This is a genomic window from Streptomyces sp. NPDC052064, from assembly GCF_055585925.1.
The window spans coordinates 441485-460919 of sequence record NZ_JBVJJE010000001.1; the positions used below are offsets into that span (position 1 = coordinate 441485).

Sequence of the window (19435 nt, forward strand, 5' to 3'; positions counted from 1 at the left end):
CGCTGTAGGTAGTACGGGCCGCCGCGCGACCCGTGCCGCGCGACGGCCGGGGCCTCTCCTGTGGGGGGTGGCGGCCCCGGCCGTTGCCATGGCGGGACCCACCGGCACCCTGACGGTGCGGCCAGGCACCTGGGCGGTGCGGCCGGGCGCGGACACGTGACTCTCTGGCTCCTGTTGCCGAATTCTGCTACGGACGGCGGTCGTTGGGTTGGGCGGGCTTGCCCTTGGCCCCGGACGACGCGCCGTCGGCGGCGCCGTCCCCGCCACTCTGCCCGGCACCCGATCCGTTGTCCGCGTTGCCGGCGCCGGTGCCCGCGTTGTTGCCCGAGCGGCTGTCGGCGCCCGCGGAACCGGGGGCGCCCGCGGTCTTCTCCGGTTTGGCGGTGCTGCCGGTCTTCGCCTCGGCCCGGGCCAGTTGCCTGGCGCAGTACGCCGTGACGTTCCTCTCACCGCCCGCGGCCTCGACGAGGCGCTTCCAGGCCGTCGCGTCCATGGCCTTGCCCCGGCCGTCGACCTGCTCGTAGGCGCGACAGCGGGCCTCGGTGTCCCGGGAGGGGGCGGGGCGGTCCGGGCGCGCGGACGCGGAACCGGTGGCGGAACCGGGCGCGGTGCCGGTGGGCTCGCCCGCCGAGGCACCGGGGCCGCGCGTGGGGGCGGGCGGGCGGCCGCGGTCGTCGGCGCCGTCGGTGGATCCCACCGAGCCGATCGCCGCGACCGCGACACCGCCCAGTGTGAGACTGGCGAGCAGCACGGAGAGCGTGGTCTTCAGCGAACGCCCCGGATGCCGCCGCTCGCTGGGCCGCCAGTCGTCCCGGCGGCGCGTGCGGGACCGGTGGGCGCCGGCGTCCCGGGCGGCCAGGAACGCGGCCACGGCCCGCTGCTCGGCCTCGGCGTCGATCCGGTCCAGGATGAGGACGGCCGCGAGCAGCGCCTCCAGCTCGGCTTCGTCGAGGACGCGACGGGAGCCGGGACCCGGGCTGTCGAGACCGGCCGTCCCGCGGTGGCCGGGCAGCCGGCCGTCGGCGTCGCGCGCCGTCCGGTAATGGTCGTACGCGGAACGCCCAGGGTGTACACGCCGACGGCCCGGAAACCCGCCGTCGCTCTGATGTTCACCCATGTTCTGTTCCGTCCCTGCTCGATCCACACGTCTCGCGGTGCCCGCCGGGTCCGTACGACCCGACCAGCCCGGCCGACCGGCCCGTCGTTCCGGGTCCGATCCATACGTCTCGCTCGTCCGCCCTGTTCAGGGCGCCGGGTCCGGGAGTTCCGCCCGGCCCGCCGTCATCGTTCATTTCGACTCCCCCAGCGTCCTGGGAGCCTCATCCGTCACACCTTCGGCGCCCAGCCGGGTGGCGAGACGTTTCAGCCCCCGGTACGCGGCTGTCCGCACGGCCCCCGGCCGCTTGCCGAGGACACGGGCGGCGGCCGGCCCGTCCAGCCCCACCACGACGCGGAGCAGCACGGCCTCGGCCTGGTCCTGCGGCAGGTCCCTGACCAGCCGCAGGGCCTGCTCGGTGGACATGGCCTCCAGCGCCTGGTCGTGGGTGCTGTGCGGCCCTGGCAGGTCCAGGACGTCCTGCTCCAGCGCGGACGACCTCGGCCGTACGCGCTGGCGGCGCAGATGGTCCAGCGCCCGGTGCCGGGCGATGGTCGCCGTCCAGCCGCGGAAACCGGCCCCGTCGCCCTTGAACCGTCCCAGATCCCGGGCGATCTCCAGCCAGGCGTCGGAGGCCACGTCCTCCGCGTCGTCCCCGACCAGTCCGCGCAGATAGCCGAGCAGTCCGGGCTGCACGATCCGGTAGGCGGCCGCGAACGCCGCCTCGTCACCGTCCTGGGCCCGTGCGACGGCCACGCCCAGTTCCCCGTCGCGCGCCTGCACGCGCCGGGGTTCCTCTCGCTGGCCCAAAAACCATCCTCGTCCGTACCGGGTTCGCGGCGGATCACTCCGGCCGGAACACCCCGGATGCCCGGAATGTCCTGCCCCGTGCGCCGCACCGCGGGGAACGCGTCCATGCCACGCCCTCCACGATCATCAGCGCCGGGCTCCGGGGAAATGTCACAGCAGGCGGGTTTTCCCCGCGCCCTACGGACCGCGACAGCGGCACAGCCGGGTGATGTTTGGCCACAGATGTGCGCTGGGTGAGTGGCACCTGTGTGACAGCGGGTGCCAATGTGTCCAGTTCTAGGGGTGGGGTAGTTGAGTCCTCGCAGCACGCGTGCGTACAAACCGCTCAGTCTGAAGAGACGGGCGTGGCTGACCATCGGCGCCGTCGTCCTGAGCGGAGCAGGGGTCGTCACTTACGCGATGGCCGATCCGCCCGGCGGTTCCGACGGCGCGTCCCAGAGCCGCAAGCCGGCCGTCCACACGGTGAAGCTCAAGGACAAGGGCTCCGGACGCAAGGGCCTGGCCAAGCAGGACACGGACCGGTTCAGCGCGGTGCTGGTGACCTGGGACGACCCGGACGCCCCGGTCCGGGGCACGGCGGAGGTCCGGACGCGGGATCTGGAGAGCCGGCGCTGGTCCGGCTGGCACAAGCTGTCGGCCGAACCGGCCCAGGCCGACGGCGCGGAGGGGCAGCGGGCCGCGCTGCGCGGCGGCACCGAGTCCCTGTGGACCGGCGACGCGGACGGCGTGGAGGTACGCGTCGTGAACGCGGACGGCACGGAGGCCGGCGGCCAGCCCACCGGCATGGACGTGAAGCTCCTGGACCCGGGCACCGACCCGAAGGGCGGCATCCGGCCCGCGGCCTACACCGAGGAGACCCCCGCCCCGACGACCGAACCGACGCCCCCCGTCCCGACGCCTACGGAGCCGGCCGACCCCACCCAGACCCCGACCGAAACGGCCCCGACCGAGACGGCCACGCCGACCGGCGCCCCCAGCGACACGTCGCCCCCGTCCCCGACGGCTTCTCCCTCCCCGACCCCCACGGTCCCCGCGCCCCGCCCCTCCACGGTCGTCAAGCCGCCGATCATCACGCAGGCCGAGTGGGGCGCCTCCACGGACTACGACGGCACACCGGCCTACGGCACCGAGATCAAGGCCGCCGTCGTCCACCACACCGGCATGGACAGCGACAACACCCTGTCCTGCGCCCAGTCCCGCGCCCGGCTGCGTTCCATCCAGCAGGAGCACTTCGCGCGCGGCTACTACGACCTCGGCTACAACTTCCTCGTCGACAGGTGCGGCCAGATCTTCGAGGGCCGCAGCGGCGGCATGGACCTGCCGGTCACCGGCGCCCACGACGTCGGCTTCAACACCGACACCGTCGGCATCTCGTACATCGGCAACTTCGAGAAGGCCCGGCCGAGCCGCGCCGCGCTCGACGCCATCTCCCGGCTCGTGGCCTGGAAGTTCGGGATGTACGGCGTCGACCCGACCGGCAAGGTGACGCTCACCTCCGGCAGCCCGGCCGGCCAGGACGGCAACAAGGTCGACAAGGGCACCTCGATCACCCTGCCCCGGGTCTTCGGCCACCGGGACACCAACGCGACGGCCTGCCCCGGCGCGAACCTCTACTCCCAGCTCTCCCGGATCGCCCAGGTCGCCAGGACCCCGGGCATCTCGCACGCCCTCGCCACCTCCGACTACAACCGGGACGGCGTCGCCGACCTGGTCGCGGGCACGCCCAAGGCCCTGAGCGGCGGTGGCACCGTCACCGTCGTCCCGGGCGGCATCGACGGCCCGGTCACCGCCGCCAAGGTGACGCTCTCGCAGAGCAGCCCGGGCGTGCCCGGCTCCCACGAGTCCGGTGACGGCTTCGGCACGTCCACCGCGTGGGGCGACGTCAACGGCGACGGCTACGCCGACCTCGCGATCGGCGCACCCGGCGAGGACGACACCAGCGGCCACGCCGACCGCGGCGCGGTCACGGTGATGTACGGCCCCGCCCTCGACACCGGCTTCTCCTACACCACGTCAGGAGTCACCTCGACGGGCGCCAGGCTCGGCTCCACGGTCACCGTCGGCGACTTCAACGGCGACGGCAAGGCGGACGTCTTCTCCGCCGGCACCGGCAAGGGCGGCAACTGGAACGCCCGGCTGACCGGCGGCGCCACCGAGTACGGCACCCTCACCACGGCCACGGGCGCCGTCTCCTACCTCGACGCCGCGACCGGCGACTTCAACCGGGACGGCTACGCGGACATCGCCCTGAACTACCGCGACACCGGCGGCATCGGCCGGGTCGTCCGCTTCGCGGGCTCGGCGACCGGTCTGGCCAAGGTCGGCGTCATCTCCGTCAAGGGCGGTCGCTCCCTCGCGGCCGGTGACGTCAACGGCAACGGCTACGACGACATCGTCATCGGCCAGCCGGTCGCCTCCGAGTCCGGCGGGAAGTCCGGCGGCCAGATCACCATGGTCCCGGGCACGTCCACGGGCTTCACGACCACCGGCATGACCGTGATCCACCAGGACACGGCGTACGTGCCGGGCGGCAACGAGTCCGGTGACGCCCTCGGCACCTCCGTCTCGGTCGGCGACTACAACGCCGACGGTTACGCGGACGCCCTCGCGGGCGCCCCGGGCGAGGATCTGACCCGGGACGGCGTCAACCGCGCCGACGCGGGCAGCGCGATCCTCGTCAAGGGCACCGCGTCCGGTCTGACCGGCTCCGGCTCGGTGGGGATCTCGCAGGACACCTCCGGGGTCCCTGGCTCCACCGAGACCGGCGACCGCTTCGGCTCCTCGGTGTCGCTGACGGACCTGTCCGGCTACGGCCGGGCGGACCTCACGTTCGGCGCCGACGGCGAGGACGGGGGCGACGGCGTCCTGCTGCACCTGCCGAGCAACAGCACCGGCCTCGGCTACGACGACTCCGTCGTCTTCGGCAAGTCCGCACTGGGCACCCCGACGGACGCCCACCTGGGCCAGACGCTGACACCGTGACAACTCGCCCGCCGCGGTAACGGCATACGCGGCAACGACGTACAAGCGACATCCAGGGGTCCCGTGCACCGCACGGGGCCCCTGCCGGTCCTCCGCCGGCCCTCCGCCGTTTGCCGGATTTCTCCGGCGGACCGAACGGACGGCTCCGCGAGGGGGAAAGACGATGACGATCAGAGCATCCCGTCGCCCCCTGGCCCCCATCGCCCTCATCGCCCCCAAGAGGGCCGGAATCGAGCCCCGAATGACACGCCTCCTGCTGCACACCGCCGTCGCCACCGCCCTGGCCGCCGGCGCCCTCGGCCTGACCCAGTCCGCCCGGGCCTCCTCCTCAGACGGCGTGCACACCGTCCGGGTGCCGGACGGCGACCCGCACGAACGGTCCCTCGCCCCGCGCACCACCGAGCCGTTCAGCATGATCGGCATCACCTGGGACGACCCGGACGCGGCTCTGGACGGCACCGCGCAGGTACGCACCCGCTCCCGCGAGAGCGGCGAATGGAGCGCGTGGCGCACACTCGACACCGACGTCCGGACGCCCGAGACCGGCCCCGACCGTCACCGCGCCGGCGTCCGCGCCGGCACCCAGCCGCTGTGGACCGGGCCCTCGGACGGCGTCCAGGTGCTGGTGTCGGGCGTGCGGTTGCCCGAGGGGCTGCGCGTCGAGCTGGTCGACCCCGACGGCGGGTCGGACGCCGTGCACACCACGGTCGTCGAACCGGATGTCGTCGGGCCGGCCGTCGTCAGGCCCAACGCCGAACGTCCCGCCGTCACGCCGCGTTCCGCCTGGGGCGCCGACGAGTCCCTGGTGAAGGACCCGGCCACCTACACCACCGACACCCAGGCGATGTTCGTCCACCACACGGCGGGCACCAACGACTACACCTGCGCCGAGTCGGCGGCGATCGTGCGCGGCGTGTTCCTCTACCACGTGCGGAGCAACGGCTGGAACGACATCGGCTACCACTTCCTCGTCGACAAGTGCGGCACGGTCTTCGAGGGCCGTGCGGGCGGCATCGACAAGCCCGTCCGCGGCGCGCACACCTACGGCTTCAACGCCCGCACCAGCAGCATCTCGGTGCTCGGCGACTACAGCAAGACGACCGCGAACACCGCCGTGCGCGAGTCGGTCGCCAAGGTCGCGGCCTGGAAGCTCGGCCTGTACGGCATCGACCCGACCGGGACGGTGGTGCTGACCTCCGGTGCCGACAACGGCAAGTACAAGGCGGGCCAGCAGGCCACGCTGCACCGCATCTCCGGCCACCGCGACGGCTCCCCGACCGAGTGCCCCGGCCAGAACCTCTACGACGACCTGCCCGAGATCCGCACCCTCGCCGGGCAGGCCGGCAAGTCCGACGAGCCGGCCGCTGAGCCGACCGCTCCCGGAACCGGGAACGACCCCACGGTGGCGCTCTCGCCCTGATGCTAGGGCCGGGGCGCGGCGGTCGTCGCGTCCCGGCACAGCAGCCGCAGCGAGCCGTCCCCGGCGTAACAGCGGCGGGCCTCGTCGATGGGATCCCAGAGGCGTCCGTCGGGAGTGCGGATCCAGTGGTCGCCGCCCGTCGCCCACCACTCGGCCCCGGTCTGGCGCGCCATCACCTCACCGGCGTAGGCCCCGAACCCGCGCAGCACCTCCTGCACTGCGGCGTACGGCGCTCCTTCCCGCCGTATCCCCTCGATCATCCGGTCGATGCTCCACAGACTCTGTGCCGAGTAGTCCAGGTGCAGCCGGGCTCCCTCGCGCATCGTCGCCACCGTGTCCGCCGCCCACCGCAGCGGCTTCGCCGCGGCCGAGGGCCTCGTTTCCTGCTGAGTCGTCACGTCCCGGAAAGCGCTGCGGCATGGCGTTTCGTCACACGGAATCGACGGCTTCCCGCAACCGGTGCAGGACCGCCCCACCTCGGCCCCACGACAGTCACAGGACTCTTCCAGGAAAGCGGGTTTAGGCCGGTCGGAGGCCAGTGGCCACGCCCTCAGGCCTGTTGCCGACTCCGGCGCGAGACGACCGCGCGCAGCACCCGCCGCCCCTCGGTCGACACCTCCAGCGCTCGCCTCAGCCCGGCCGGGCCGTGGCCGGCCAGGACCTCCAGGACGGTGATCTGGCGGCGCAGTTCCGCGGCGACGAGCGGCGACATGCCGTCCGTACGGCCCTCCCGGCGCACGTCGACCGACGAGGCGTCGTCCTCGGCGGTGTCGAGGAGGCGGTGGATCTGGAGGGCGGCGACGGAACAGGCGTCGGCCCACACCCGTACTCCGGCGGGGGACCGCTCGGCGGGGGCGGCCTCGAGCATCCGGTGGGCGAGCACGGCCGCCTCGTCCCCGGCGCCGGCGGCGTCCAGCTTTCCGCGCGCCTGCTCCAGCCCCTCGCCCCAGTCGCCGGTACCGGCGTCGTCGGTGAGGCTCGCCCACAGCGGCCGCAGGATCTCGTCGTCACCGCCCAGCAGGGGCACGCACCGATCCAAACAAGCCAGCCCGCTCACCGCCAGACCGCGTTCGTCGGCCTGTGCGATCAACTCCACCAGGCTCATCCACGCCTCCCTCCGCGGGCCTTGTCCAGGGCCCCACCAGGCCGCTTCCAGCCCTCACCCCTCACGGAACCCGCACTTCCCCTTACTGCGCGCAACGGCCCCGGAACGTCACAGGGGCACGACGCCCAGTTGGCCGAGGAAGCGAAAGAAGAGGTTTTCGGCCAGGGGATCAGGGTCTGAAGTGAGTACGTCCACCAGTGCGTCGGCGTTCACTTCACACCCGACCTCGGCGGCCCGGCGGACGGCGTGCTCGGCGGCGTCGCGAGGTTCGATGAAGTAGCGCGGGCGCCCCGGTCTCCCCGGCGAGGGCGTTCATGTTCCCGATGCCAATTCGCGCGCAGTCAGCCGAGCCTGTCCGCAAGCGCCCGGAACTCCGCCCAGGACAGCTGGGGCTGACCCGGGTCCCACAGCTTCTGGACGGTCGCCCGCAGCGGCATCCGGATCCCGGCCGCGACCTGGTCCTGCGTCTGCGAGTTCGCGAGGTCGCACCAGACGGCGAAGGACCCGCCGAGGATCTGGCCGTCGTAGCGCTCCGGCACGGCCTCGGTGCCGCGCAGCACCCGCGGCGTCCACTGCTCGTAGATCCGCTGCCCCGTCGGATAGACGAAGGTCTGCGGCTCACCGAGCACGTAGTACAGGAACTCGTCGTTGTAGTTGATCACCTTCCGGCCCTCGCCCAGGTACTCCGCCGGCTGCCGGGCGCCGATCTCCTTGCCCGTCCAGTAGGCGACCTGGATGTCCTTGGCGGCCTTGACGGAGGTGCCGCGGAAGAAACCGTCGTTCCACGCGCGCGGGGTGCGCTGATGCTTGCGGACGGTGTCGGCCCGGTCGTTGAGCCAGCCGGTGGTGAGGTCGGCGACCGTCGCGCCGGAGCCGTACTTCTCCCGCGCGGCGGTGGCCAGCTGCGGGAACGACGCCTCCGGGTCGGAGCGCACCAGAGCCTGGTACTCGTCGCCGCCGAGGTGCCACGGCCCGCCCGGGAACAGATCCGCGTACTCGTTCAGCAGGTCGTCGACGATGTCGGCGCTCTCGCTCTTGGAGATGTCGATCGCCCCCTGCACCGCCGACCCCTGCGCGGTGCGCAGCTGGAGGTCGGGGTGGGCGTCGATGACCGCGCCGAGGTGCCCCGGGGAGTCGATCTCGGGCACGACGGTGATGTGCCGGCTCTCCGCGAGGTCGACGATCTTCCGCACCTGCGCCTTGGTCAGATGCTGCTGGGACACGATCTCCGGGTGCGAGTCGGACTCGATCCGGAACCCCTGGTCGTCGGAGAAGTGCAGACCGAGCTGGTTGAACTTCAGATCGCCCAGCTCCCGGACCCGGTCCTCGATCCAGTCGGCCGTGAAGTTCTTGCGCGCGATGTCCAGCATGAACCCGCGCTGCGGCTTGGCCGGCTCGTCCCGCACCACGCCCTCGGGCGCCGTGCCGCCGTCGTGCACCTCCTGCTTGAGGGTGCGGGTGCCGTAGAAGACGCCCGCGTCGGCGGGCCCGCTGATCTCCACCCGCCCGCCGCGCACGGTCATGACGTACGACTCCGGGTTCGCGCCCTTGTCCTCGTTCAGCGTCAGCCGTACGTCCCCGGCGCGCCGGTCGTCCTTCTCGCCCTGGTACGTCAGCCCCAGCTCGCCGGCGATCAGCCGGCCCTCGTCGGCCAGAGCCGGGTCGTCCACGACGACGCGGTTCCCGCTCGCGGGACGCCAGCCCGGGCCACGCGCCGCGGTGTGCTCGCGCACGGCGGGGATCGTCTGCGGCGCCTTGGACAGGGCGTACGAGCGGCTCGGACTCGGGGCGTCCTCCGGCGAGGTGCCGTGCGGGGCGGCCGCTGTCCGGCCCTGGGAGGGTCTGGCCTCCGGCCCGGTGGCTCCACCGTCGCCGCCCGAGACCGCCCAGAGTCCCAGACCCACCCCGGCCGCGATCACGACCAGGGCGACGGCCATGGCCACGACCAGCACCTGCCGCTTCTGCCGCTGCTTCACCTGCTTCGCCGAACCCCGGCGCCTGTGCTGACTCACACCCGCCAACCTAAGACCCGATGCCGCCCGGCGCGCGTCCACCACGCGTTGCGAATCTCTCTCTCCCGGGTGAAATTCGGGCATCCGTCGGACACATCATGGTCGTACTCGATAGCGTGACGTCACATCTCTCACAACATGCCCTGCCGACACACGTGACTCCCACGAGGACCCACGCTGCCTGCGCACCGTCTCCCAGACCTCCCCGGCCGACTCGCCATACCGGTGGAGCGCTTCAACGCGGCCTCCGCGGAGGCCCTGGAGCAGACGCTCCTCTCCTGCCTGCGCAGCCCCCGCTGGTCCCGGCGTGTCGCGGAACACCGCCCCTATCCGAACCTGAACTCCCTGCTGGCCGCGGCGGACGAGGCGGCGTACGACCTGACCTGGCCCGACCTGACGGAGGCCCTGGCAGCCGAGTCTCTGCCGCCCCTCCCGCCGGACACCTACTCCGCGGCCCACACGGCCCTCAGCGCGGCTCACGCCGCCTATGAGGCCCGTTTCGGACACGTATTCGTCATTTGCCTGGCTGACGTCGCGCCGGCGGAGACCCTGGACCGCCTCCTGGAAGCCATCCGATCACGATTGACCAACGATCCGGAGGAAGAGCGGATGGTGGTCGCCGACGAGCTACGGCGCCTGGCAAGGGAACGGCTGGTCGGCGCCCTCAGGGGTGCGGGGCTGTAATCGATGTGCGGCTGCCGCCGCGTGGGCGCGACAAGCCACAACGGCGCCGCACCGGGCCGATAACAGGACACCCCACCCCAGAAGCCGCCGAAGGCTAGCCCGTACGCATGCCAGTTTGATCACACAGCCAGACCCCGGCTCAGCCCAGCGGCAGCGCATCGCTACGATGCTGGGGGCCGGTGGACCGTACCCGGCCGGGCCCGACCGACACACCAAGCCGGCGCGGCCCCAATCCCCGCTCCCGGAGGAAACTTCCGTGCCGGCTGGAACGCTGTACCGCGGCCGGGAAGGAATGTGGTCCTGGGTGGCTCACCGAGTCACCGGCGTCCTCATCTTCTTCTTCCTGTTCGTTCACGTGCTGGACACCGCACTCGTCCGTGTGTCGCCCGAGGCCTACGACACCGTCGTGGCCACGTACAAGACGCCGATCGTCGCGCTGCTGGAGTACGGCCTCGTCGCCGCCATCCTCTTCCACGCGCTCAACGGCCTGCGCGTCATCGCCGTCGACTTCTGGATCAAGGGCGCCCGCTACCAGAAGCAGATGCTCTGGACCGTCGTCGCCCTGTGGGTCGTGCTGATGCTCGGGGCGATCTACCCCGTCCTCGGCCACGCCGCTCGTGAACTCTTCGGGAGCTGACGCCAATGTCCACGACTGAGAAGACCGCCGCCGGCGTCGGCCCCGTCGAGGGTGGCGCCGTCTACACCGTCGACAACCCCGCGCCCTTCATCGAGGCCCCGCGCAAGCGCACCAAGAAGACCCCGAAGTCCACCCGGGGCAACTTCGAGCTGGCCGCGTGGCTGTTCATGCGCCTGTCGGGCGTGGTGCTGGTCGTGCTGGTACTCGGCCACCTGCTGATCCAGCTCGTGCTGGACGGCGGTGTCTCCAAGATCGGCTTCGCCTTCGTGGCGGGCCGCTGGGCGAGCCCCTTCTGGCAGGTCTGGGACCTGCTGATGCTGTGGCTCGCGATGCTGCACGGCGCCAACGGCCTGCGCACGGTCATCAACGACTACGCGGAGCGCGCGAACACCCGGCTGTGGCTCAAGGGCCTGCTCTACACCGCCACGGTGTTCACCATCCTGCTGGGCACGCTGGTGATCTTCACCTTCGACCCGAACATCCGCTAGGCACGGGGCTGCGAGAATCATGAAGATCCACAAGTACGACACCGTCATCGTCGGCGCCGGTGGCGCCGGTATGCGCGCCGCCATCGAGTCGACGAAGCGCAGCCGCACCGCCGTGCTCACCAAGCTCTACCCCACCCGCTCCCACACGGGCGCCGCGCAGGGCGGCATGGCCGCCGCGCTGGCCAACGTGGAGGAGGACAACTGGGAGTGGCACACCTTCGACACGGTCAAGGGCGGTGACTACCTGGTCGACCAGGACGCCGCCGAGATCCTGGCGAAGGAGGCCATCGACTCCGTCCTCGACCTGGAGAAGATGGGCCTGCCGTTCAACCGCACCCCGAACGGCACGATCGACCAGCGCCGCTTCGGCGGTCACAGCCGCAACCACGGCGAGGCCCCGGTCCGCCGCTCCTGCTACGCGGCCGACCGCACCGGCCACATGATCCTCCAGACGCTGTACCAGAACTGCGTCAAGGAGGGCGTGGAGTTCTTCAACGAGTTCTACGTCCTGGACCAGCTGATCACCGAGGTCGACGGCGTCAAGAAGTCGGCCGGTGTGGTGGCGTACGAGCTCGCCACCGGCGAGATCCACGTCTTCCAGGCGAAGGCCGTGATCTACGCGTCCGGCGGCTGCGGCAAGTTCTTCAAGGTGACGTCGAACGCGCACACGCTGACGGGTGACGGCCAGGCGGCGGTCTACCGCCGGGGCATCCCGCTGGAGGACATGGAGTTCTTCCAGTTCCACCCGACCGGCATCTGGCGCATGGGCATCCTGCTGACGGAGGGCGCCCGTGGTGAGGGCGGCATTCTCCGCAACAAGGACGGCGAGCGCTTCATGGAGAAGTACGCGCCGGTGATGAAGGACCTCGCGTCGCGTGACGTCGTGTCCCGGTCCATCTACACGGAGATCCGGGAAGGCCGCGGCTGCGGTCCCGAGGGCGACCACGTCTACCTCGACCTCACCCACCTCCCGCCGGAGCAGCTGGACGCCAAGCTGCCCGACATCACGGAGTTCGCCCGTACGTACCTCGGCATCGAGCCGTACACGGACCCGATCCCGATCCAGCCCACCGCGCACTACGCGATGGGCGGCATCCCGACGAACGTCGAGGGTGAGGTCCTGGCGGACAACACCACGGTCGTCCCGGGCCTGTACGCGGCCGGCGAGGTCGCCTGCGTGTCGGTGCACGGCGCGAACCGCCTCGGCACGAACTCGCTCCTGGACATCAACGTCTTCGGCAAGCGGGCCGGCATCGCCGCGGCCGAGTACTCCCAGACGGCGGACTTCGTCGAGCTGCCGGAGAACCCGGCCGAGTTCGTGATCAAGCAGGTGGAGATGCTGCGCGACTCCACCGGCACCGAGCGCGTGACGACGCTGCGTCGTGAGCTCCAGGAGACCATGGACGCCAACGTCATGGTGTTCCGTACCGAGCAGACGATCAAGACGGCGGTCGAGAAGATCGCGGAGCTGCGCGAGCGCTACCGGAACGTGTCGATCCAGGACAAGGGCAAGCGGTTCAACACGGACCTGCTGGAGGCCATCGAGCTGGGCAACCTGCTCGACCTCGCCGAGGTCATGGCGGTCTCCGCGCTCGCCCGCAAGGAGTCCCGCGGCGGTCACTACCGCGAGGACTACCCGAACCGCGACGACGTCAACTTCATGCGGCACACCATGGCGTACCGCGAGGTCGGCGCCGACGGCTCCGAAACCGTCCGTCTCGACTACAAGCCGGTCGTCCAGACCCGCTACCAGCCGATGGAGCGTAAGTACTGATGGCTACCCCCGTTCTGGACAAGTCGGACGCGGCCGGAAAGCCCGAGCCCGGCTTCGCCGACTCCCCCTACATCACGGTCACCTTCCGCATCCGCCGGTTCAACCCGGAGGTCGCGGCGGAGGCGAGCTGGGAAGACTTCCAGCTGGAGATCGACCCGAAGGAGCGCGTCCTCGACGCCCTCCACAAGATCAAGTGGGAACTCGACGGCACCCTCACATTCCGCCGTTCCTGCGCCCACGGCATCTGCGGCTCGGACGCGATGCGGATCAACGGCAAGAACCGCCTCGCCTGCAAGACGCTGATCAAGGACATCAACCCCGAGAAGCCGATCACGGTCGAGGCCATCAAGGGCCTGACGGTCCTGAAGGACCTGGTCGTGGACATGGAGCCGTTCTTCCAGGCGTACCGGGACGTCATGCCCTTCCTCATCACGAAGGACACGAACGAGCCCACGCGCGAGCGTCTCCAGACGGCCGAGGACCGCGAGCGCTTCGACGACACGACGAAGTGCATCCTCTGCGCGGCCTGCACCACGTCGTGCCCGGTCTTCTGGAACGACGGCCAGTACTTCGGCCCGGCGGCCATCGTCAACGCCCACCGCTTCATCTTCGACTCGCGTGACGAGGCGGGCGAGCAGCGACTGGAGGTCCTCAACGACCGCGACGGCGTCTGGCGCTGCCGCACGACCTTCAACTGCACGGACGCCTGCCCGCGCGGCATCGAGGTCACGAAGGCGATCGCCGAGGTGAAGCGGGCGCTGATCACGCGCCGTTTCTGAGGTCGTCCGCCGTACGACTGTGAGGGCCCTGTTTCCGGTTCGGTCCGGAGCGGGGCCCTCGCCGTGCAAGGTCCCCGTTCGAGGGGTCTGCACACGGTCGAGCAGGAAGCCGTGCAGCGGCGGCCCGCACGCCAGAGTCCGCCATCCCGGACCTGTCCGCCGAGGTCAAGGTCGGGTGACCCGATCCGGACAGAAACGGAACTTGTCCGGCCACTTGGGGCTCGGCATCTGTCACGGGTGTGACCCCCGTGGCCAGACTGCCCGCATGGCATACCTCAGAAGGGCCGCCGCCGTGCTGCTGGCCGCCGCGTCCGCGTTGCTCACGGCATCCCCCACAGCCTCGGCGACCCCCTCCCCGGTCCTCGCGCGGGAGAGCTTCGACCGCCTCCCCCTCGGCCCGGTCACGGAAGGCCGCGACTGGACCTCGGACACCTCCGACGGCACGCTGACCGTCGCCCCCGCCTCCGCCGGCCACGGCCGTGAACTCCGCATCCGCACCGAGGGCAACGGCCGCGCTTTCCTGGTGTTCCCGCACCTCGCCCCGCCCGGCAACAGCTTCTGGGCCCGGATGCGGCTGAAGGTGGACGCGTTCCCGACCGCCCCCGACTGGGCGCACTGGACCCTGGCGGAGGCCTCCGGCCCGGACTCCCCGACCCTGGTCCGTCCGCTCGGCGGCCAGTACGTGCCCACGGAGAAGCACAACTTCTACGGCGTCGGCTCCGACCTCGGACCGACCGGGGACTGGACGGCGTGGAAGACCACGGCGCCGGCGACGGCCGGGAAGTGGCAGTGCGTCGAGTTCCACCTGGACGCCACGGACAACCGCGTCACGGTCTACTTCGACGGCGTGCTGCGGCCCGACCTGACCGTCTCCACCGACCGGCACGGCGGTACGGCGGACCCGTTCGTCTTCCCGACGTTCGACAAACTCAAGCTGGGCTGGCAGCTGTACCAGGCCGACCCGAGCCCCTCCTCGTACGACGTCCGGATGGACGACATCGCGCTGAGCACGCGAAGGATCGGGGGGTGCGCGGCCTGAGGGGTCGGTGAGCTGCCGGGCCAGGCTCGTGAGAGGCCGTCACCGACACGCGCGGCGTCTTCGAGGCCCTGTCGGCCAAGCTCGGCTTATGCACCTGGGCAACGTCTATGTGCTCAACCGCGTCGGCGACGCCGGGCTGCGCCGACGGCACCTGCGCCCCTCACCGGGTGCCGGGACGCTGACGTTAGGCTCTCTTTCCGTGCCCGCGAAGAACGACGGCCCCGACGACGGCGCCACCCCGACCAAGTCCGAGCAGACCCGCGCCCTGATCCTGGAGACGGCCATGCGGCTGTTCCAGGAGCGCGGCTACGACAAGACGACGATGCGGGCCATCGCCAAGGAGGCCGGGGTCTCCGTCGGCAACGCGTACTACTACTTCGAGGGCAAGGAACACCTGATCCAGGGCTTCTACGACCGGATCGCCGCCGAGCACCAGGTGGCGGTCCGGGAGATCCTGGACCGGGAGACCGATCTGGAGGCCCGGCTCGCGGGCGTGCTGCGGGCGTGGCTGGACATCGCCGCGCCCTACCACGAGTTCGCGGTGCAGTTCTTCAAGAACGCCGCCGACCCGGACAGCCCGCTCAGCCCCTTCTCCCCCGAGTCGGAGCACGCGCGCGAGGAGGCCATCAGCGTCCACCGGGAGGTGCTGGCCGGGGCGACGAAGACCAAGGTGGCCGAGGAACTGCGGGACATCCTGCCCGAGTTGATGTGGCTGTCCCAGATGGGCCTCGTCCTGTACTGGATCTTCGACCGGACCGAGGGACGGGAGCGCAGCTACCGGCTCGCCGAGCGCGGGGCCCGGCTGACAGCGCGGGGCGTCGCGCTGGCCCGCTTCCGGGTGCTGCGGCCGCTGGTGCGCGAGGTGCACGAGCTGTTCACCGACTTCCTGCCGGGGATGACGCGGGCGATCCCGGATCCGGCGGCCCCGCGTCGCAGCGGCCCCTGAGGCACGGCGTCAGATTCCGCTGAGGCTCCAGAGGCGGAACACGCCCGTGCCGTCCGACAGATACTGGCCGCCGCCGACGTCCTCGGTGGTGACGACGTACTCCTTCGCCTGCCACAGCGGGAGCACCGGCACGTCCTGGGCGACGGTCTGCTGCACCGACTGGAAGTCCCGGCCGGCCTCGCCGCGGTCGGCGTAGCGCCGGCTGTCCTTGATGAGCCGGTCGACGGTCTTGCTGCTGTAGCCGGTGTTCATGGCGCTGCCGGTGCCGACGAGCGCGGCGCCGAAAGTGTCCGGGTCGGGGTAGTCGGCGGCCCAGCCGACGGCGTACGCGTCGAGCGTGCCGGCCGCCCAGCGCTTCTGGAAGTCGGTCCACTCGTAGCCCTTGAGGGTGACCTTGAACAGGCCGCTCGCCTCCAGCTCCCGCTTGATCTCGGCGGCCTCCTGCTCACCGGCACCGCGGCCCTTGGCGTAGCCGTACGTGAAGCGGACGGGCAGGGTCACGCCGGCCTGGGTGAGCAGCTTCCGTGCCTTCTTCGGGTCCTGCCGGGGGTAGTCGTCGAAGAACGAGGCGGTGTGCCCGGTGAGGCCTGCCGGGATCAGGGAGTACAGCGGGTCGACGGTGCCGTCGTAGACGGTGGCGGCCAGCCGCTCGCGGTCGATCAGCCAGGCCATGGCCTGGCGGACCTTCCGGTTGTGCAGGGGTTTGCCCGCGCGGGTGTTGAAGTACAGGTTCCGGGTCTCGGAGCCGTCCGCCTCGAAGACGCGCTGCACGGGGTCGCTCGGGTTCAGGGCGGCGAGGACCGCGGGCGGCAGCTGGTCGGTCGCGACCTCGACCTGCTTGTCCTTCCATGCGGTGTCCAGGGCGTCGGGGGTGGCGTAGTAGCGCAGTTCGACGGGCCGGTCCGCGCCGCCCTTGACGGCGCCCTGGTAGCTGCTGTTGGGCGCGAGGACCGCCTTGTCGTCCTTCGTGTACGAGGTGAGGGTGTACGGCCCGGTGCCGTCGGCACCGTCGCCGGTGCGCAGCTTGTCGGCCGGGTACGCGGTGTGGTCGACGATCGAGCCCGCGCCGGTGGCCACCTTGAACGGGAACGTGGCGTCGGGCGAGGACAGGTGGAAGGTGACGGTCATGCCGTCGGCGTCCACGGAACGGAGGGTGTCGAGCAGGGACGCCGGGCCGACCGGGGCCTTGATCTTCAGGATCCGGTCGAAGGAGTACTTCACGTCCTCGCCGGTCATCTTCCGGCCGCTCGGGAAGGTGAGGCCGGAGCGCAGTTCGCAGCGGTACGTGGTCAGGTCGCCGTCGGCGAACGCGCAGCTCCTGGCCGCGTCCGGTACGGGTGCGGTGCCGCCCGGGGCGAAGGTGAGCAGCGACTGGAAGACGTTGCTGAACAGCGCCCAGGAACCGGCGTCGTAGGCGCCGGCCGGGTCGAGGGAGGTGACGGCGTCCGTCGTGCCGACCGTGATGGTCGTGCCGTCCTTCTTCGACGGCACGAGCTGCCAGGCACCCACCCCCACGGCCGCCAGGACGAGCAGTCCCGCGAGTATCCGCATGCGAACCGACCGCATCGGCCCTGCCCTCCCGAGGCCCTTGGGGCCCTTGTGCCAGTGCCACACCCCTTTGTGGCGGCCTCACCCAATCACAGGTGTTTGACCTGGCGGAAGGAAGATCTGCCGAGTTGGGAAAGAACTTACCTATAGGCGTTTCGGTCCGGTTTCACAGCGCTCTCACAGGGTCAGGCCTGCTGCGACGCCAGCTCGATCAGCGTGATGTCCGAGGGTGCCCCCACCCGGGTGGGCGGGCCCCAGGCGCCCGCGCCGCGTGAGACGTAGAGCTGGGTGTCGCCGTAGCGCTCCAGACCCGCGACGGTCGGGTTCGCGGCGGCGGCGAGGAAGTTGCCGGGCCAGAGCTGGCCGCCGTGAGTGTGGCCGGAGAGCTGGAGGTCCACGCCGTGCTCGACTGCGTCGTGGATCTGCACGGGCTGGTGGGCGAGCAGCACGCACGCGCGTGCGGTGTCGCGGTCGCCGAGGGCCCGGGCGTAGTCGGGGCCCTGCCCCTCGTCCTCGCCGGTCACGTCGTTGACTCCGGCCAGGTCGAAGTGCGGCAGCTCCCTGCGGGCGTTCTCCAGGGGGTCGAGTCCGAGGCGCCTGACCTCCTCGACCCACTGCTCGGCGCCGGAGAAGTACTCGTGGTTCCCGGTGACGAAGTAGGACCCGTGACGGGCCCTCAGCTGGGCCAGCGGGGCCGCCGCGGGTCCCAGGTCCTTCACACTGCCGTCGACCAGGTCGCCGACGACCGCGATCAGGTCGGGCTGGGTCGCGTTGATCGTGTCGACGACCTTCTGCGCGAAGCCGCGGCCCAGGACCGGGCCGAGGTGCATATCGCTGACCACGGCGATCCGGTACCCGTGCGCTGCGCGCGGCAGTTTGGCCAGCGGCACGGTGACCCGCTTCACCTTGGGCCCACGCAGCACGCCGTACGTCCCGTACCCGACGGTCCCGACAGCGGCGGCCGCGGCGGCCCCGGCGACGACGCGGGAGACGAAGAGGCGGCGGGAGGGGCCGGTGGGGGTGGCGGGTGTGGAATCCGCCTGCGGGTGGGGGGCGGTGGCGGAAGCAGTCGCTCCACCGACCGCACCGGCGCGATCCGCCTGGGAAGCGGCCACTGCCGCGGATGCTCCGCCGGGCACACCGGCAGGATCCGTCAGCGACCCGGCCACCGCCGAAGCGGCTGCTCCGCCGCGCACGCCGGCGTCGCTCTCCACCCGCGGCCCGGCCGCCGCCGCGGAAGCGGGCGCCCCGCCGGGCACACCGGCAGGATCCGTCAGCGGCCCGACCGCCGCCGTCGCCGAAGCCGCCGCCCCGCCGGGCACGGCAGGCGTGCGGGGGCGGTGCTCCGTGCCGGAGGGCGGCTCGGCTTTCGCCGGGGTGCCGGGCGTCGTCTCCGAGTCCGTCCCGCCCAGGGGGCTCCGCGTCACCGGGCCGGGCGACGCCGCTCTCGCCCGCCGTTCGAGGAACCACCGCAGCAGGGGCCGTACGACCTCCCCGGCCACCACCGCCAACAGCAGGTATATCGACAGGGCCAGCCACAGGAAGCCCGGCCAGGCCAGGACCTGCTGGAGCCGGAAGGGGGCGCCGGTGCGTTCGGCTACGAGGGCCGTGATCGCCAGCAGCCAGCCGCCCGCTATCAGCGCGGCGCCCGCGCGGCGGGTGAGGCCCGGACCGCGGGTCGTGTCGTGGAACAGGCGGCGCCACACGTACCAGTTGGCCGTCACGATGACGGCCAGGACGAGCAGTGCGACGAGTACGAAGACGATGGCCACGGTGTCGTGTCTCCCGATTGCCGTTATGACGTCCGGCGCAATGCGCGCAGACCACGCAACCCGATGGCCCCGATGGCCGTCCCCAATACGAAGGAAACGACGGCGAGCAGCAGGTGCACCCAGAAGTACGCCGTGGGATGACCGTCGTCGAAGGCGAGCCCGCTGCTGTCCTTGACAAGGTTCTTGACGAAAGTGATCCAGATGACCCAGCTCCACACCCCGAAGGCGAGCAGGAACCAGGACACGGGGCGGCTGAGCTTCATGAGACCAGTATCGCCAGAACCTGTCCGGTTCCGTTCCCGGGGTGGGGGCACAGGCGGGACTTCCCCCCGTACGGCATGTA

17 protein-coding genes are annotated in these 19435 nt (G+C 71.4%); 9 read left to right on the plus strand and 8 right to left on the minus strand.

Going from position 1 to position 19435, the window contains the following annotated elements:
* Positions 1 to 187 precede the first annotated feature (187 nt).
* Positions 188 to 1117, minus strand: coding sequence for a hypothetical protein (locus ACZ6TU_RS02070; RefSeq protein ID WP_469545982.1), 930 nt, complete (start codon positions 1115 to 1117; stop codon positions 188 to 190).
* Positions 1118 to 1288: 171 nt separating this feature from the next.
* The gene (locus tag ACZ6TU_RS02075) at positions 1289 to 1906 is read right to left on the minus strand and encodes an RNA polymerase sigma factor (RefSeq protein WP_469545985.1); all 618 of its coding nucleotides are present in this window, start codon (positions 1904 to 1906) and stop codon (positions 1289 to 1291) included.
* Positions 1907 to 2305: 399 nt separating this feature from the next.
* Here ACZ6TU_RS02075 and ACZ6TU_RS02080 point away from each other — a divergent pair, with 399 nt between their 5' ends.
* Positions 2306 to 4888 (plus strand): N-acetylmuramoyl-L-alanine amidase, encoded by a 2583-nt coding sequence (locus tag ACZ6TU_RS02080; RefSeq protein ID WP_469546564.1) that lies wholly within the window; start codon positions 2306 to 2308, stop codon positions 4886 to 4888.
* 163 nt (positions 4889 to 5051) lie between these two features.
* Entirely contained in the window at positions 5052 to 6308 is a 1257-nt protein-coding gene (locus ACZ6TU_RS02085) for a peptidoglycan recognition protein family protein (RefSeq protein ID WP_467671783.1), read from the plus strand.
* A gap of 2 nt (positions 6309 to 6310) precedes the next feature.
* On the opposite strand, the gene ACZ6TU_RS02090 is transcribed toward ACZ6TU_RS02085, so the two are convergent.
* The 3 genes from ACZ6TU_RS02090 to ACZ6TU_RS02100 form a co-directional block, all read right to left on the minus strand.
* Positions 6311 to 6706: a hypothetical protein gene (locus ACZ6TU_RS02090; protein ID WP_467671785.1), complete on the minus strand. Its 396-nt coding sequence runs from the start codon at positions 6704 to 6706 to the stop codon at positions 6311 to 6313.
* A 152-nt stretch (positions 6707 to 6858) separates the two neighbouring features.
* Entirely contained in the window at positions 6859 to 7413 is a 555-nt protein-coding gene (locus tag ACZ6TU_RS02095) for a hypothetical protein (RefSeq protein WP_469545989.1), read from the minus strand.
* 341 nt (positions 7414 to 7754) lie between these two features.
* The gene (locus tag ACZ6TU_RS02100) at positions 7755 to 9350 is read right to left on the minus strand and encodes a beta-N-acetylhexosaminidase (RefSeq protein WP_467672562.1); all 1596 of its coding nucleotides are present in this window, start codon (positions 9348 to 9350) and stop codon (positions 7755 to 7757) included.
* A gap of 300 nt (positions 9351 to 9650) precedes the next feature.
* Here ACZ6TU_RS02100 and ACZ6TU_RS02105 point away from each other — a divergent pair, with 300 nt between their 5' ends.
* The 7 genes from ACZ6TU_RS02105 (at position 9651) to ACZ6TU_RS02135 (ending at position 15772) form a co-directional block, all read left to right on the plus strand.
* Complete coding sequence (locus ACZ6TU_RS02105) at positions 9651 to 10109, plus strand: 2-oxo-4-hydroxy-4-carboxy-5-ureidoimidazoline decarboxylase (RefSeq protein WP_469545992.1); 459 nt, start codon at positions 9651 to 9653, stop codon at positions 10107 to 10109.
* A 256-nt stretch (positions 10110 to 10365) separates the two neighbouring features.
* Positions 10366 to 10746, plus strand: a complete 381-nt coding sequence (gene sdhC, locus ACZ6TU_RS02110) for a succinate dehydrogenase, cytochrome b556 subunit (RefSeq protein ID WP_031107855.1) — start codon at positions 10366 to 10368, stop codon at positions 10744 to 10746.
* A 5-nt stretch (positions 10747 to 10751) separates the two neighbouring features.
* Positions 10752 to 11234: a succinate dehydrogenase hydrophobic membrane anchor subunit gene (locus ACZ6TU_RS02115; RefSeq protein WP_010047073.1), complete on the plus strand. Its 483-nt coding sequence runs from the start codon at positions 10752 to 10754 to the stop codon at positions 11232 to 11234.
* A gap of 19 nt (positions 11235 to 11253) precedes the next feature.
* Positions 11254 to 13008: a succinate dehydrogenase flavoprotein subunit gene (sdhA, locus tag ACZ6TU_RS02120; protein WP_467671791.1), complete on the plus strand. Its 1755-nt coding sequence runs from the start codon at positions 11254 to 11256 to the stop codon at positions 13006 to 13008.
* Positions 13008 to 13787 carry a succinate dehydrogenase iron-sulfur subunit gene (locus ACZ6TU_RS02125; RefSeq protein WP_467671792.1) on the plus strand — a complete coding sequence of 260 codons (780 nt, stop codon included), beginning with the start codon at positions 13008 to 13010 and terminating at the stop codon, positions 13785 to 13787. The genes sdhA and ACZ6TU_RS02125 overlap by 1 nt, the downstream gene beginning before the upstream one ends.
* Positions 13788 to 14052: 265 nt before the next feature.
* Positions 14053 to 14826, plus strand: coding sequence for a hypothetical protein (locus ACZ6TU_RS02130; protein ID WP_467671794.1), 774 nt, complete (start codon positions 14053 to 14055; stop codon positions 14824 to 14826).
* A 199-nt stretch (positions 14827 to 15025) separates the two neighbouring features.
* Positions 15026 to 15772 carry a TetR/AcrR family transcriptional regulator gene (locus ACZ6TU_RS02135; protein WP_469546568.1) on the plus strand — a complete coding sequence of 249 codons (747 nt, stop codon included), beginning with the start codon at positions 15026 to 15028 and terminating at the stop codon, positions 15770 to 15772.
* A 9-nt stretch (positions 15773 to 15781) separates the two neighbouring features.
* Here ACZ6TU_RS02135 and ACZ6TU_RS02140 read toward each other — a convergent pair whose 3' ends face one another.
* The 3 genes from ACZ6TU_RS02140 to ACZ6TU_RS02150 form a co-directional block, all read right to left on the minus strand.
* Positions 15782 to 17338, minus strand: coding sequence for an ABC transporter substrate-binding protein (locus ACZ6TU_RS02140; protein ID WP_469545998.1), 1557 nt, complete (start codon positions 17336 to 17338; stop codon positions 15782 to 15784).
* A gap of 167 nt (positions 17339 to 17505) precedes the next feature.
* Positions 17506 to 19092: a metallophosphoesterase gene (locus tag ACZ6TU_RS02145; protein ID WP_469546002.1), complete on the minus strand. Its 1587-nt coding sequence runs from the start codon at positions 19090 to 19092 to the stop codon at positions 17506 to 17508.
* Positions 19093 to 19115: 23 nt separating this feature from the next.
* Positions 19116 to 19355: an SCO4848 family membrane protein gene (locus ACZ6TU_RS02150; protein WP_010047056.1), complete on the minus strand. Its 240-nt coding sequence runs from the start codon at positions 19353 to 19355 to the stop codon at positions 19116 to 19118.
* Between the last annotated feature and the right edge of the window lie 80 nt (positions 19356 to 19435).

Coding starts and splice junctions, on each gene's coding strand:
- ACZ6TU_RS02070 (WP_469545982.1), bottom strand. CDS start 1,117: ATGGGTGAACATCAGAGCGACGGCGGGTTTCCGGGCCGTCGGCGTGTA.
- ACZ6TU_RS02080 (WP_469546564.1), top strand. CDS start 2,306: ATGGCCGATCCGCCCGGCGGTTCCGACGGCGCGTCCCAGAGCCGCAAG.
- ACZ6TU_RS02085 (WP_467671783.1), top strand. CDS start 5,052: ATGACGATCAGAGCATCCCGTCGCCCCCTGGCCCCCATCGCCCTCATC.
- ACZ6TU_RS02095 (WP_469545989.1), bottom strand. CDS start 7,413: ATGAGCCTGGTGGAGTTGATCGCACAGGCCGACGAACGCGGTCTGGCG.
- ACZ6TU_RS02100 (WP_467672562.1), bottom strand. CDS start 9,350: ATGGCCGTCGCCCTGGTCGTGATCGCGGCCGGGGTGGGTCTGGGACTC.
- ACZ6TU_RS02115 (WP_010047073.1), top strand. CDS start 10,752: ATGTCCACGACTGAGAAGACCGCCGCCGGCGTCGGCCCCGTCGAGGGT.
- sdhA (WP_467671791.1), top strand. CDS start 11,254: ATGAAGATCCACAAGTACGACACCGTCATCGTCGGCGCCGGTGGCGCC.
- ACZ6TU_RS02125 (WP_467671792.1), top strand. CDS start 13,008: ATGGCTACCCCCGTTCTGGACAAGTCGGACGCGGCCGGAAAGCCCGAG.
- ACZ6TU_RS02130 (WP_467671794.1), top strand. CDS start 14,053: ATGGCATACCTCAGAAGGGCCGCCGCCGTGCTGCTGGCCGCCGCGTCC.
- ACZ6TU_RS02140 (WP_469545998.1), bottom strand. CDS start 17,338: ATGCGGTCGGTTCGCATGCGGATACTCGCGGGACTGCTCGTCCTGGCG.
- ACZ6TU_RS02150 (WP_010047056.1), bottom strand. CDS start 19,355: ATGAAGCTCAGCCGCCCCGTGTCCTGGTTCCTGCTCGCCTTCGGGGTG.